Raw genomic sequence first — 12,737 nt, 5'->3', positions numbered from 1 at the left:
TCTCCGATCGAGGTGCCCGCGGGCCGCAGCAACGGCTCTGCAGACTGGGGAGAGATTCGCATGAACGACACCACCAAACTCGCCGCCTCGCGCGCGCTCGCGCATCTGCTCGCCGCCGCGGCGCTGCTGACGATCGCGGGCGTGGTGTTCTACGTCCGTTGACGCTGGTCGGGCGCAGCACGATCGAGCGAACATAGCCGAGCGCCGCCGGCAAAGAGATGCCGGCGGCCCTTCTTCACAGAAGTCAGCTGTTGGTCGTGATGCTCGGATCCGACTGGAGCTTGTCGTAGGTTTCCTTCTCGCCCCGAACTTCTTGTTCCGCCTGCAGCCAGAATTCCTCGCTGCGTCCCTCCGGCTGGCCTTGAGCTTCCCAGAGCTCGCGGGCGCGGTGGCGAATTCGCTCTTCGAGTTCGTCTTGCATCCTAAACCTCCCAAACCGCTGAGGCGTGGTCATGCCCGCCTCGACGCGAAGTCGTATTTCAGTTCGATGTAAAACAGATGTCGTCGACTCGTTCCCGCCGTCGCCGCGACGGCGCGCCGCGCTGGACAGCTTTGGCACGGCGCTGGCATGTGGAGGGCTCGACTGTTCGTTCATACCTTCGATGACATTCGCATGACTGGAACACGCATGATCGCATCCCCGACCAATGTCGCGCTGGTGACCGGAGCCGCTCGCGGAATCGGACTCGCCGCCGCCCAACGCTTCCTCGCCGACGGCTGGTCGGTAGCGCTGCTCGATATGGACGACGACGGGCTGCGAGCAGCGATGGAGACTCTGGCGGTGCCGGATCGGACGATCGCGTTGCATTGCGACGTCGCCGATCGCCAGTCGATCGCCCGCGATATCGCCGCGGTCGGCGAACGCTTCGGCCGGCTCGACGCGCTGGTCAACAACGCCGGTATCGCGGTGTTCAAGCCGCTGATGGACACGACTCCCGACGAATGGCAGCGGGTGATGGACGTCAACCTCACCGGACCGTTCCTGATGACCCAGGCCGCGGTGCCGCTGATGCGGGATTCCGGCGGCGGCGCGATCGTCAACATCACGTCGATCTCCTCGCTGCGCGCCTCGACGCTGCGCGTCGCCTACGGGTCGAGCAAGGCCGGGCTGGCGCATTTCACCAAGCAATGCGCGGTCGAGCTGGCGCAGCTCGGCATTCGCGTCAACAGCGTCGCGCCCGGCCCGGTCGACACCGCGATGGCCAAACAGGTGCACACCACCGAAATCCGGTCCGACTATCGCGACGCGATTCCGATGGCGCGCTACGGCCTCGAGGAGGAACTGGCGGAGGCGATCTTCTTCCTGTGCAGCGATCGCGCCAGCTACATCACCGGCCAGATCCTCGCCGTCGATGGCGGTTTCGACGCCGCCGGCATCGGCCTGCCGACCTTGCGCGGCGAACGCAAGAACGGCTAGGCGGTTTCCTGCGGGTGATGGCTTGCAGCGTTGTCGAGCGACGTGGAGCGCGGTCCGCGTGAACGGAACGCGCCCAAGCACAAGGCCAGAGCTGCGGTTCTACTTCGATCGGAACCGGAATTGCCCTACGCGCTCGAACGCGCCGATGCCTCGCTGTCCAGCATCAGCCGGTCGAGATGCATGCGAATATGAGCGGCTTCGGCCGGTGTCCGGGCGAGCGCAATGGCGCGATCGAAGGCGGTGCGCGCGTCGTCGCAGCGCCCCTGCTGCAGCAACAGCGCGCCTTTGGCGCCGAAGTAGTGGAAGTAGCTGCCGAGCCGCGATTCCAGCGGCTCGATCATCGCCAGTGCCGCCTCCGGCCCGCGCAGCTTGGCCACCGCGACCGCGCGATTGAGCGTCACCACCGGCGATGGCTGGAGGATTTCGAGCGAGCCGTACAGCAGATCGATCTGCTGCCAATCGGTGTCCTCGTAGCGGGCCGCGCGCGCGTGCAGCGCCGCGATCGCCGCCTGGATCTGATACGCCCCGGTGCGGCGGTGACGCATTGCCTTGTCGATCAGCGACAGCCCCTCGGCGATCAACGTCGGGTTCCACAAGCTGCGATCCTGATCCTCGAGCAACACGATCTCGCCGCCGGGATCGAATCGTGCCGGCGCCCGGGCGTGCTGCAGCAGCATCAGCGCCGTCAGCCCCATGATTTCCGGTTCGGACGGGAACAGCCGCAGCAGCAATCGCGCCAGCCGGATCGCTTCCTCGCACAGCGGAGCGCGCACCCCCGCGGTCTCGCCGGCTGCCGAATAGCCTTCGTTGAATACCAGATAGATCATCGCTGCGACCGCACCGAGCCGCTCGGCGCGCTCGACCGCGCCGGGTGTCTCGAACGGCATGCCGGCACGCGCGACCTTGGCCTTGGCGCGGGTGATGCGCTGCTCCATCGCGGCGTCGGACACCAGAAACGCCCGTGCGATTTGCGGCACGGTCAGCCCGCTCACGATCCGCAGGGCCAACGCGATCTGCTGGGTCGATGGCAGTTCCGGATGGCAGCAGATGAACAGCAGCCGCAGGATATCGTCGCGGTAGTGCGAGCCGTCGAGCCGTTCGGCCAGCGCATCCTCGGCATCCTCGAGATCGGAGATCGCCGCGTCATCGGGCAGCGGCTGCTGTTTCTTGCCGCGGCGCAGATCGTCGATCGCGACATTGCGGCCGACCATGATCAGCCACGCCGCCGTGTCGCGCGGCGGCCCGTTCTGCGGCCAGGATTTCAGCGCCCGCAAACAGGCGTTCTGGAACGCCTCCTCGGCGGTGTCGAGATCGCGGAAGTAGCGCAGCAGAGCGCCGATCGCCTGGGGCCGCGCGGCGATGATCGCGGTTTCGATCCAGGCGAGGTCGGTCATGGCAGCGCCGTCCCCGGCGTGAACAATCCGATGGGGCGGATCTCGTAAGCGCCGCCTGGATTGACGCGGCCGAGATCGCGCGCGACATCGAGCGCAGCGTCGAGATCGTCGCACTCGACGACGTAGAAACCGAGCAACTGCTCCTTGGTCTCGGCGAACGGGCCGTCAATCACCACCGGCGGTTCCGAATCCTTGCGCAGCGTCGTGGCCGCGGTGGTCGGCAGCAGCCGTGCCACCGGACCGAGCCGGCCGGCCTCGGCGAGCTTGCCGTGGACGGCCTTGAGCTTCTCCATCACGGCGGCGTCTTCTTCGCGGCTCCAAGAACCGACGAAATTTTCGTCGTGATAGCAGAGGATGGCGTAGAGCATGGCGTGCGTCTCCCTCGGCTGTAAGACGATTGTCTTCGTCCCTGGCCGACACCATGCCCAACAAAGTTCGGCTGTCCAAGCCGGAAACCTGAGCGCCTTCCGGAGAACGGTGAGGCGGCGAGACGGAACAGAGGGTGCTCGGGGGTGCGCGCTAGGCCGCGAGCAATCGCGCCTTCAATTCGGACAACGCACGCGTGAACACCGCCGCGTCATTGCGGGCGCGCGCGAGAACCAGGGCGCCCTGAATCGACAGCACCGCATCCTCGGCGCGGCGTCGGGCTGCGACAGCCGACACCCCGCAGCGGCGCAACGCAACGGCGAGCGCCTCCTGCCAGCGGGCGAAGTAGTCGTTCACCTGGGCGGCGAACTCGTCGCGCGCATGGCCGAGTGCGATCACCCCGACGAGGCAAACGCGATGCCCAGAGCGGAAATACGCATCGACGCCCGTGATCATTACCGCGATGGCGGCCATCGGATCGGACGGATCGCGCAGCGGCGCAAAGATGTTCGCTTCGAACCAGCCATCGATTTCGGCCAGCACCTCTTCGGCCATCTGCTTCTTGCCGCCGGGGAAGAAGTGATACAGGCTTCCCTTGCCGAGCCCCGTCGCCTCGGTGATCAGCGCCAGCGATGCGCCTTCGTAGCCGTGGGTCCGAAACACTTCGCCGAGCAGCGGCAGCAGGGCGGCGCGGTCGGTCGTTGCTTTCGCGGCGGATGGTCGGCGGGTGTTCACAACGGCCCATTCCTCAACGATGCAAATGTCCTACCCCAGTCATGGCCGGGCTCGCGCCGGCCATCCACGTCTCGTTGCGCGGTGAGGCCCTGGTCACAGATACCCGGGACAGGCCCGGGCATGGCGGAGTGGTTGTCGCGTCGGTGTGATCAATTCGGGTAGGTCTCAGAACGGCTCCGCGGCAAGACCCGACGCATCGTCAGGACGCGGGCCCGGCGCCGGCCAATGGAAGCGGCGGTCGCTCTCGCTGATCGCGACGTCGTTGATGCTGGCCTCGCGGCGACACATCAACCCGTCGGCGTCGAATTCCCACTGCTCGTTACCATAGGCGCGGTACCACTGGCCGGCATCGTCGCGCCATTCGTACTGAAACCGCACCGCAATGCGGTTGTCTTCGAACGCCCAAAGGTCCTTGATCAGCCGATAGTCGTGTTCCTTGTTCCATTTGCGAGTGAGGAATTCGACGATGGCGTCGCGGCCTTGCAGAAATTCGGCGCGATTTCGCCAGCGGCTGTCCGGCGTATAGGCCAGCGACACCCGGACCGGGTCACGCGAATTCCAGGCGTCCTCGGCCATCCGCACCTTCTGGGCGGCGGTCTCGCGGGTAAAGGGCGGCAACGGCGGGCGCGACATGACAGCTTCTCCACTGCGGCTGAACCGCAGCGACATTGTACCGATTGGTACAACGAGTCAAGCACGCACCGTCGATGGGTCAGCGATCCGATCGCGGCGGGCCGGCAGTGGCGACATCGTCGTCCGCAGCGCGACGGTGATGAGCATGCTCGACCGGCACCGTCGCCGGCACCGAAACCAGACTGGGCAACGTTCGATACCAAGTCGCGAGCCAGGCCACGCCGGTCAGCAGACCGATGCCGCCGACGCTGACCAGGATCTGCATCGCGATGCCGCCCGACACCTGGACCAGAATCCAGTGCGCGGTGAACGCCAGCATCACCCCGATGCAGAACACCGGCAGCGAGCGCTGGCCGCACAGGACGATCGGACGCAGCCACTCCGACCGCAGCGCCGGCAGGTCCGGCGGCAGCAGCTTTACGACGATCGCGAGCAGCGCGAGAAAATGGATCAGCCGCACCGGCGCCAGGCTGGTCTTGTCGATCGGGTACAGAATCTTGCCGATCGATTCCGGCACCAGGCCGTACAGCGGTTCGAAATTCCACGACAGCGCGATCACCAAGGCGACCACCACGATGGTCCAGCTCAGGAGCTGATTGGGCAGCGACTTCACCCACGGGCGGATCTGCGGACCGTGGCCGAAGCCGCACCAGATGCCGAACACGAACAGAAACTGCCACGCGAACGGATTGAAGTACCAGTGGCCGTCCGGAAACGACGGCAGATTCCAGCCGAAGTAGCGGGAGACGACGTACAGCAGACCCGAGCACACCAGCGTCAGATGCGGGCGGCGCAGAAGGCCCCACAAGATCAGCGGCGCGGCGACGACGAGCACGATATACAGCGGCAGCACGTCGAGGTTGACCGGCTTGTAGGTCAGCAGCAGCGCCTGCTGGATCATCACGTCGGGATTGGCGAGGAACTGCGCGACGTTGAACTCGTCCTTGTACATCGGATTGTCGAAGCGCCGCGCGGCGCGCGACACCTGAGCGGTGAAGAACAGAAACAGGAACACGTGCGCGACGTAGAGCTGCGTCGCGCGAGTCCACAGCCGCTTCGTCGCGGCCACCATCTCGCCGGCGCGCGCCGCCGGGCCGTAGGCGAAGCCGATCGAGTAGCCGGAGATGTAGACGAAGAACTCGGCGGCATCGCAGAAGCCGTAATTGCGCAGCGTGAACCAGTTGAGAAAGTTGTACGGGATGTGATCGACGAAGATCATCCACTGGCCGACGCCGCGCAGGAAATCGAGCCGCAGATCGCGCTCGCCCTGCCCCATCAGCGGCACCTCGCGAGACCGCACTCCCTTCGTCACGTCTCGTCTCCCGGCACGCCCGAATCAATCGTCATCGCCGCCAATCTAGCCGATGGCGGCGATGACGGCTGTCCGGGGGACACCGGGGGACGCGAGAGCAGCCTGCGTCCTAATGCAGCTTCACCGTCGGGGTCGGGCGCGTCGCGCCGGACAGCACGCTGAGCAGGGTTCGGCCGCGGCCGTACAGCGCGGCTTCATGCATCTTGTACAGCGAGCGGTACATGAAGCGGGCGAAATAGCCCTCGATCAGGAAGCTCTTGCCGACCAGCGACCCCATCAGATTGCCGACTGCGGAATACTTGCCGAGCGAGACCAGAGAACCGAGATCGCGGTAGCGGAACTCGCCGAGCGGCTCGCCCTTCAGCCGCTTCTCGATCTGCTCCAACATGAACTCCGCTTCCTGGTGAGCGGCTTGCGCCCGGGGCGGCACGCCGTTCTCGTAGCCGGGGATGGCACAGGCGGCGCAGTCACCCATCGCGAACACATCGTTGTCCCGGGTGGCTTGCAGCGTCGGGCGGACGACGAGTTGGTTGATGCGGTTGGTGTCGAGCCCGTCGATGCCCTCGAGGAAGTCCGGGGCCCGGACGCCGGCGGCCCACACCACCAGCTCGGAGGGGATCACTTCGCCGTCGGCGAGCCGCACCGCATGGTCGAGCACTTCCGCCACGCGTGCACCGGTCCGCACCTCGACGCCGAGATCGTCCAGCAGCTTGAGCGTCGCCTCTGAAATCCGCGGCGGCAGCGCCGGCAGGATTCGTGGCGCCGCTTCGATCAGCACGATCTTGAGGTCGTGCTCCGGATCGATCTTGTCGAGCCCGTAGGCGATGATCTCACGCGCGGTATGATGCAGCTCGGCGGCGAGTTCGGTGCCGGTGGCACCGGCGCCGATGATCGCGACGTGGAGCTGGCCGGGCTCGATCGGGCTGTGCTGATGCTGAGCGCGCAGGCAGGCATTGACCATGCGCTTGTTGAAGCGCGAAGCCTGCTCCGGCGTCTCCAGCGGCACCGCATGCTCGCGCGCCCCGGGGGTACCGAAATCATTGGTGACGCTGCCGACTGCGATCACCAGCGTATCGTAGCCGAGCTCGCTTTCCGGATTGATCTCGCGCCCCTCGTCGTCGATCACCGGCGCCAGCTTGATCACCTTGCGGGCACGGTCGAGACCGCTCATCTCGCCGAGCCGGTAGTGAAAGCCGTGCCAATGCGCCTGAGCCAGGTAGTTCAGCTCGTGCTGGGAGCGCCGCAGCGAGCCGGCCGCGATCGCGTGCAGCAGCGGCTTCCAGATGTGGGTGCGGCTGCGATCCACCAGGGTGATACGAACGGCATCCGACTTGCCGTATCTGTCGCCCAGCGCGGTGGCGAGTTCGAGGCCGCCGGCGCCGCCGCCGACGATGACGATCCTGTGGGGCGTTGCTTGAACTGAGTCCATCATGCTCGCGTCGGAGGTTGAAGATCGCTTCCTCGATAACATCAAAACGGAAATATGGATATCGCGAGCTCCGCTGGTAAGTTTGCTGGGCCGGCGCCGCGCCGCCGCGGGACCGCGCGAGGCGCGGCTCAGGCACGCGTGGTCAGGCGGCCGCGGCCGGCTCACCCACCGTGACCAGGACGATCTCCGGGGGCACGCCGAGGCGGAACGGGACGATGCTGCAGCCCAGACCGCCCGATACGATCAGGTCGCATTGTTCGCGGACGTGGCCGTAGGCATAGCGATTGCGGTAGCGGGAGGGGACGACCGGCGACCAGCCGAACAGGCGGACCTGTCCGCCATGGGTATGTCCGCTCAGCACCAGGGCAACCCGGTCAGGAACCTGCGTCATGATGTCGGGCTCGTGCGCCAGCAGGATCACCGGATCGTCCGACGAGATCTTGGCCAAGGTCGCCGGCAGGTCGTCCGCGCCGCCGCGCCGGCCGGGCCGTCGATGTCGCGACGGCCAGAACGCCAACTGGTCGCCGAGCCCGGCGAGCCAGAAGCTTTGTCCGCCCTTGCTCAGGCGCACCACATCGTTCTCGTAGACCGGAATGCCAACCCGTTCCAGCGCCAAGCGGCCATAGGTCGGACCGGCGCCGGCCGCCTGTGCGGTCCGGTCGTCCCACCAATCGTGATTGCCGAGGATCGCATGCACGCCGAGCGGCGCCTGCAGCCCGGCCAGCGCCGACGACCAATCCTGCGACTCGACCGGGCCAAGAATCCAACGATGCCCTGCCGAATAGTCGCCGAGCAGGACGACGAGATCGGCGCCGAGGCCGTTGGTCGTGGCGACGACCGAGCGAATCCGTTCGGCGGTCATCCAGGGATCGCAGGCGTGGATGTCCGCGACCACCGCGATGTTCAGATGCAGGCCCGCGGGCCACCGGCGCGGCGTCACCCGATAACGGGTGATTGCCGGCCAGCGCAGCGGCTCGACAACGAAACCGTAGGCCAGCAGCGCCGCGCTGGACAGCCCCAGCCCTGCCAACCATTTCAGAAACCGACGCCGCGTGATCATCCCGGTCAAATCGCATCGAATGATGACAGCAATTCTATCCGGCTCGAACGCCTCGATCTTGGTCGGGCGCGCAGGATCAGGCGACGTCGGCCTTCATCGCCACGCGAAGCGGGGCCGGAATGGGCTTGGCGCGGCCGCCCGACACGAACGCAACTTTGACCTTGGCCTCCATCAGCACCAGATCGCCACGCTTGATCTGCTGCTGCATGGTAATCGAGGCGCCGCGAACCTCGACCGGCCGGGTGATCACCTCCAGCAGATCGTCCATCTTGGCGGATTTAAGAAAGTCGAGCTGCATCGCCCGCACCACGAAAGCGAAGCCCGGCGTCTCGCTCTCCGCCTCCGCGAACAACTCGCTCTGCGCCGCCCCGAGCAGCCGCAGATAATTGGTCCGTCCGCGCTCCATGAAGCGTAGATAATTGGCGTGATAGACGATGCCGGAGAAGTCGGTGTCTTCGTAATAGACCCGGACCTGCATATGATGCGCGCCATCGATGATGGCGCCGTCGAGGGGGTGGGACAACTCGTCACTCCACTTGGGCGGAGATCGATAGTCGATCGGCCACCGCTTTTAATCTCTTATCGCGCGTCCATAGCTGCGCCTCAGGCGTCAGCAGCGTCGAAGCGACTAGATGTGCATCCACGTAGCCGATTCCCGAGCCGCCCAGCTCGGCGCGCGAAATGAGCCGCAGTACCTCACCAGGCACCGCAATCGTCGCTTGAGGAAGGTCCGAAAGGTCGGCCGCGATCGTCTCAAATTGAACGTTATGGCCCAGCGCTAACTCGCCCAGAACAAAAGCATGGACCAGGACCTCTTCCCGACCAAGAGCGGCGCTGAGCGTCGAGTCTCCCTTGCGGAAATGGTCGATCCAGATCGATGTGTCGACCAGGAGCATCAGTCGTTGGTGAATTTGGGTGAGCGCCGACGCGGGGGCGCCTTGGCATCGGGCATCGACCCACCCATGCGCGCAAGTCGCCTCGCTGCTTCACGTTCGACATAGGCCTGCAGCGCCGTCTTGATCACCGCGGACTTTTCGTCGAGGCCTGCGAATTTCTGAGCTTTCGCAAACAACTCATCGTCGATGGCAATCGTCGTCCTCATGAGGCTCCTCCATCGGCATCAAATATAGCATCATCTGATGCCGATTTCTATGGCGCCTTTATTCCTCCTCCCCGCCGAACAGCCCGAACTGCGCCGGATCGCGTGATGGGGCGGCGAGGCCGAGGTGACGGAAGGCGTGGTCGGTGAGCAGGCGGCCGCGCGGGGTGCGCTGCAGATAGCCGCACTGGATCAGATACGGCTCGATGATGTCCTCGATGGCGTCGCGCGGCTCCGACAACGCCGCGGCCATGGTCTCGACGCCGACCGGGCCGCCGCCATAGTTCAGCGCGATGGTGGTGAGGTAGCGCCGGTCCATCGCATCGAGCCCGGCGCTGTCGACTTCCAGCGCGCCGAGCGCATGATCGGCGATGGCGCGGTCGATCGCTTCGGCATCGGCCGCCGAGGCGAAGTCGCGCACCCGGCGCAGCAGCCGGCCGGCGATGCGCGGCGTGCCGCGGGCACGGCGAGCGATCTCGTTGGCGCCGTCGTCGGTGATCGGCGTGCCAAGCACGCGGGCGCCGCGGCGCACGATGCTCTCCAGCTCGTCGATGGTGTAGAAATTCAACCGCACCGGAATGCCGAAACGGTCGCGCAGCGGATTGGTCAGCAGGCCCGCCCGCGTGGTGGCGCCGACCAGCGTGAACTTCGACAGGTCGATCTTCACCGAGCGCGCCGCCGGGCCCTCGCCGATGATCAGGTCGAGCTGAAAGTCCTCCATCGCCGGATACAGCACCTCCTCGACCGACGGGCTGAGGCGGTGGATCTCGTCGATGAACAGCACGTCGCGTTCTTCCAGATTGGTCAGCAGCGCGGCGAGATCGCCGGCCTTGGCGATGACAGGCCCGGACGTGGCGCGGAACCCGACGCCGAGCTCGCGCGCGACGATCTGCGCCAGCGTGGTCTTGCCGAGTCCAGGGGGACCGACGAACAGCACGTGGTCGAGCGCTTCCTTGCGCTTCCTCGCCGCGTCGATGAACACCTGCAGATTGGCGCGCGCCTGCTGCTGGCCGACGAACTCGGACAGATTCTGCGGCCGCAGCGCCGCATCGCCGAGATCATCGCCGCGGCGCTCGGGGGTGACGAGGCGGGGGTCAGTCATTGGCGGAGTGTACCATGGCGCCGAGCACTGAGCGCTCCCCTCCCCCTTGCGGGGAGGGGTCGGGGGTGGGGGTCCCCGAGCACTGTGCCCGCGTCGCCCTCACCCCAGCCCTCTCCCGCAGGCGAGAGAGGGAGCGGGCCGTGCGGGGAGCGGGCGCAGCGGCTAACATCAGCGCTGCGCTCACAACACCCGCTCCCGGCTGTATTTGTTTGGCAGCAGCTCACTGATGCCGACCGCTTCAACGCCGTCCGGGCCGGGCACTAACACCCGCGCATTGCGGTCGTAGTCCCAGATCAGTTCGCGGCAGGCGCCGCAGGGGGAGACGACGCGGACGGTGCGGTCGGTGTCGTGCGGCTTGGGGTGGCGCACCGCCACGATGGTGTCGATACCGGCGTCGCCCAATTCCATGATCACCTGGCCGAGCGCGACCGCCTCGGCGCACACCGCCATCCGGCCCAGATAGGCGTCGAGATTGACCGCGACGTAGCGTCGGCCGGTGCGCGTCAGCAGCGCGGCACCGACCTCCTGCCAGTCGTTGCGGTAGCGTTTGGTGATCGCTTCGATCGCGGCATCGATCAGCGCGCGGTCGGTGTCGGTGATACTCACTTCGACAGCTCCTTCAGGCCGAGCTTGATCAGTTGCGCGGTCGCCGCATCTTCGCCGGCGGCGCGCGAGGCGGCGGCGACGGCCGCGGCCGCCTGCGGCTGGCCGTAGCCGAGATTGACCAGTGCGGAGATCGCATCCGCGACAGCGCGCGGCGCGGTGTTGTCGTCGATCGCGCCGGACAGATGCACGACAGCCGGATCGACGTTGCCGAGCGCCGGCACCTTGTCTTTCAATTCCGACACGATGCGCTCGGCGACCTTCGGCCCGACGCCGGGCGTGCGCGCCACCGCGGCCTTGTCGCGCAGCGCGATGGCGTTGGCGAGGTCGTGCGGCGGCAGCGTCGACAGCACCGCCAGCGCCACCTTGGCGCCGACGCTCTGCACCGTCTGCAGCAGCCGGAACCACTCGCGCTCGGTGTCGGTGCGGAAGCCGAACAGCTTGATCTGGTCCTCGCGCACATAGGTCTCAATCGACAGCACCGCCGCCTCGCCCGGCGATGGCAGCGCCTGCAGAGTGCGGCTGGCGCAGTGCACCTGATAGCCGACGCCGTGGACGTCGAGGATCACATAGTCCTCGCCATAGCTGTCGATGACTCCCTTGAGTTTGCCGATCATGGCGCGGCTCCGCGGCACGTCGCCTCTTCCCCCCTCCCCCTTGCGGGGAGGGGCCGGGGGTGGGGGGCCCCGAGCACGGTGCCCGCGTCGTTCACAGGCACTGTGCTTGCGTCGCCCTCACCCCAACCCTCTCCCGCAAGCGGGAGAGGGAGCGCGCTGTGCCCTTCTCCCCTCCCCCTTGCGGGGAGGGGCCGGGGGTGGGGGTCCCCGAGCACGGTGCCGGCGTCGCCCTCACCCCAGCCCTCTGCCGCAAGCGGGAGAGGGGGCGGGCTGCAAGCGGGGAGAGGCTGCGCCCCTCTTACACAAGCAAACATCCTCATGCCCCCACCGCCTTCAGCCGCTGCGCGGCGACGCGGTGGTGGGCGTGGGTGATGGCGATCGCCAGCGCGTCGGCGGCGTCGGCACTGTTCGGCTCCGCCTTGGGCAGCAGGATCTTCAGCATCATCTGGATCTGGGTCTTGTCGGCGTGGCCGGCGCCCACCACCGTCTTCTTGACGAGGTTGGGCGCGTATTCGGCGACCAGCAGGCCGTGCATCGCCGGCACCAGCATCGCCACGCCCCTCGCCTGGCCGAGCTTCAGCGTAGCGGCGCCGTCCTTGTTGACGAAGGTCTGCTCGACCGCGGCCTCGGCCGGCGCGTGTTCGGCCAGCACCTTGGTCAGCCCATCGTGGATCGCCAGCAGCCGCTCGGCCAGCGGCAGCGTGTCCTTCGGCTCGACCGAGCCGCAGGCGACATAGACCAGTCGATTGCCCTCGCTCTCGACCACCCCCCAGCCGGTGCGGCGGAGGCCGGGGTCGATCCCGAGAATGCGGACGCTGCGAATCGGCGGCTGGCTCATGGCGCAGTGATAACGCCAGATAGACGTGAACGAAACAGAAACGGGGACGGGGGAAACGCCGTCCCCAGCGTGAGGCACTGCCACAGCCCCACTCTCAGCCGTCATCCCCGCGCAGGCGGGGATCCAGTATTC

Annotated in this window: 16 protein-coding genes; 1 reads left to right on the top strand and 15 read right to left on the bottom strand. The window is 66.8% G+C overall.

All coding sequences use genetic code 11. The annotated features are described in order from the left end of the window. Window positions 1-244 precede the first annotated feature (244 nt). Window positions 245-421: a DUF2934 domain-containing protein gene (locus tag DWA33_RS07910; protein WP_114357702.1), complete on the bottom strand. Its 177-nt coding sequence runs from the start codon at window positions 419-421 to the stop codon at window positions 245-247. 207 nt (window positions 422-628) lie between these two features. Here DWA33_RS07910 and DWA33_RS07905 point away from each other — a divergent pair, with 207 nt between their 5' ends. Then, on the top strand, window positions 629-1,417 hold the full coding sequence (locus DWA33_RS07905) for an SDR family NAD(P)-dependent oxidoreductase (RefSeq protein ID WP_114357552.1): 789 nt from the start codon (window positions 629-631) through the stop codon (window positions 1,415-1,417). Window positions 1,418-1,542: 125 nt separating this feature from the next. On the opposite strand, the gene DWA33_RS07900 is transcribed toward DWA33_RS07905, so the two are convergent. The 14 genes from DWA33_RS07900 to ruvC form a co-directional block, all read right to left on the bottom strand. Beyond that, complete coding sequence (locus DWA33_RS07900) at window positions 1,543-2,811, bottom strand: RNA polymerase sigma factor (protein WP_114357551.1); 1,269 nt, start codon at window positions 2,809-2,811, stop codon at window positions 1,543-1,545. Then, on the bottom strand, window positions 2,808-3,179 hold the full coding sequence (locus DWA33_RS07895; RefSeq protein WP_114357550.1) for a YciI family protein: 372 nt from the start codon (window positions 3,177-3,179) through the stop codon (window positions 2,808-2,810). The genes DWA33_RS07900 and DWA33_RS07895 overlap by 4 nt, the downstream gene beginning before the upstream one ends. A gap of 151 nt (window positions 3,180-3,330) precedes the next feature. Then, complete coding sequence (locus tag DWA33_RS07890; RefSeq protein ID WP_114357549.1) at window positions 3,331-3,912, bottom strand: TetR/AcrR family transcriptional regulator; 582 nt, start codon at window positions 3,910-3,912, stop codon at window positions 3,331-3,333. A gap of 165 nt (window positions 3,913-4,077) precedes the next feature. After that, window positions 4,078-4,545 carry a nuclear transport factor 2 family protein gene (locus tag DWA33_RS07885; protein ID WP_114357701.1) on the bottom strand — a complete coding sequence of 156 codons (468 nt, stop codon included), beginning with the start codon at window positions 4,543-4,545 and terminating at the stop codon, window positions 4,078-4,080. Between the two features lie 79 nt (window positions 4,546-4,624). Further along, window positions 4,625-5,821, bottom strand: a complete 1,197-nt coding sequence (locus DWA33_RS07880) for an OpgC domain-containing protein (protein ID WP_430707866.1) — start codon at window positions 5,819-5,821, stop codon at window positions 4,625-4,627. A 145-nt stretch (window positions 5,822-5,966) separates the two neighbouring features. After that, entirely contained in the window at window positions 5,967-7,286 is a 1,320-nt protein-coding gene (locus DWA33_RS07875; protein WP_114357700.1) for an NAD(P)/FAD-dependent oxidoreductase, read from the bottom strand. 142 nt (window positions 7,287-7,428) lie between these two features. Next, window positions 7,429-8,346: a metallophosphoesterase gene (locus DWA33_RS07870; RefSeq protein ID WP_114357548.1), complete on the bottom strand. Its 918-nt coding sequence runs from the start codon at window positions 8,344-8,346 to the stop codon at window positions 7,429-7,431. A gap of 76 nt (window positions 8,347-8,422) precedes the next feature. Continuing rightward, complete coding sequence (gene ybgC / locus DWA33_RS07865; protein WP_114357699.1) at window positions 8,423-8,824, bottom strand: tol-pal system-associated acyl-CoA thioesterase; 402 nt, start codon at window positions 8,822-8,824, stop codon at window positions 8,423-8,425. Window positions 8,825-8,873: 49 nt separating this feature from the next. Then, window positions 8,874-9,242: a type II toxin-antitoxin system VapC family toxin gene (locus DWA33_RS07860; protein ID WP_114357547.1), complete on the bottom strand. Its 369-nt coding sequence runs from the start codon at window positions 9,240-9,242 to the stop codon at window positions 8,874-8,876. Then, window positions 9,242-9,448, bottom strand: coding sequence for a type II toxin-antitoxin system VapB family antitoxin (locus DWA33_RS07855; RefSeq protein WP_047308980.1), 207 nt, complete (start codon window positions 9,446-9,448; stop codon window positions 9,242-9,244). The genes DWA33_RS07860 and DWA33_RS07855 overlap by 1 nt, the downstream gene beginning before the upstream one ends. A gap of 58 nt (window positions 9,449-9,506) precedes the next feature. Next, window positions 9,507-10,547 carry a Holliday junction branch migration DNA helicase RuvB gene (gene ruvB, locus DWA33_RS07850; protein WP_114357546.1) on the bottom strand — a complete coding sequence of 347 codons (1,041 nt, stop codon included), beginning with the start codon at window positions 10,545-10,547 and terminating at the stop codon, window positions 9,507-9,509. 180 nt (window positions 10,548-10,727) lie between these two features. Continuing rightward, complete coding sequence (locus tag DWA33_RS07845) at window positions 10,728-11,153, bottom strand: cytidine deaminase (protein WP_114357545.1); 426 nt, start codon at window positions 11,151-11,153, stop codon at window positions 10,728-10,730. Continuing rightward, window positions 11,150-11,767, bottom strand: coding sequence for a Holliday junction branch migration protein RuvA (ruvA, locus tag DWA33_RS07840; protein WP_114357544.1), 618 nt, complete (start codon window positions 11,765-11,767; stop codon window positions 11,150-11,152). Before ruvA ends, DWA33_RS07845 begins: the two co-directional genes overlap by 4 nt. Before the next feature lie 316 nt (window positions 11,768-12,083). Next, window positions 12,084-12,605 (bottom strand): crossover junction endodeoxyribonuclease RuvC, encoded by a 522-nt coding sequence (gene ruvC, locus DWA33_RS07835; protein WP_114357543.1) that lies wholly within the window; start codon window positions 12,603-12,605, stop codon window positions 12,084-12,086. Window positions 12,606-12,737: the final 132 nt, after the last annotated feature.

It is taken from the genome of Rhodopseudomonas pentothenatexigens (genome assembly GCF_900218015.1).
Taxonomy (GTDB): domain Bacteria; phylum Pseudomonadota; class Alphaproteobacteria; order Rhizobiales; family Xanthobacteraceae; genus Rhodopseudomonas; species Rhodopseudomonas pentothenatexigens.
This window is presented reverse-complemented; position numbering and strand designations above follow the sequence as displayed.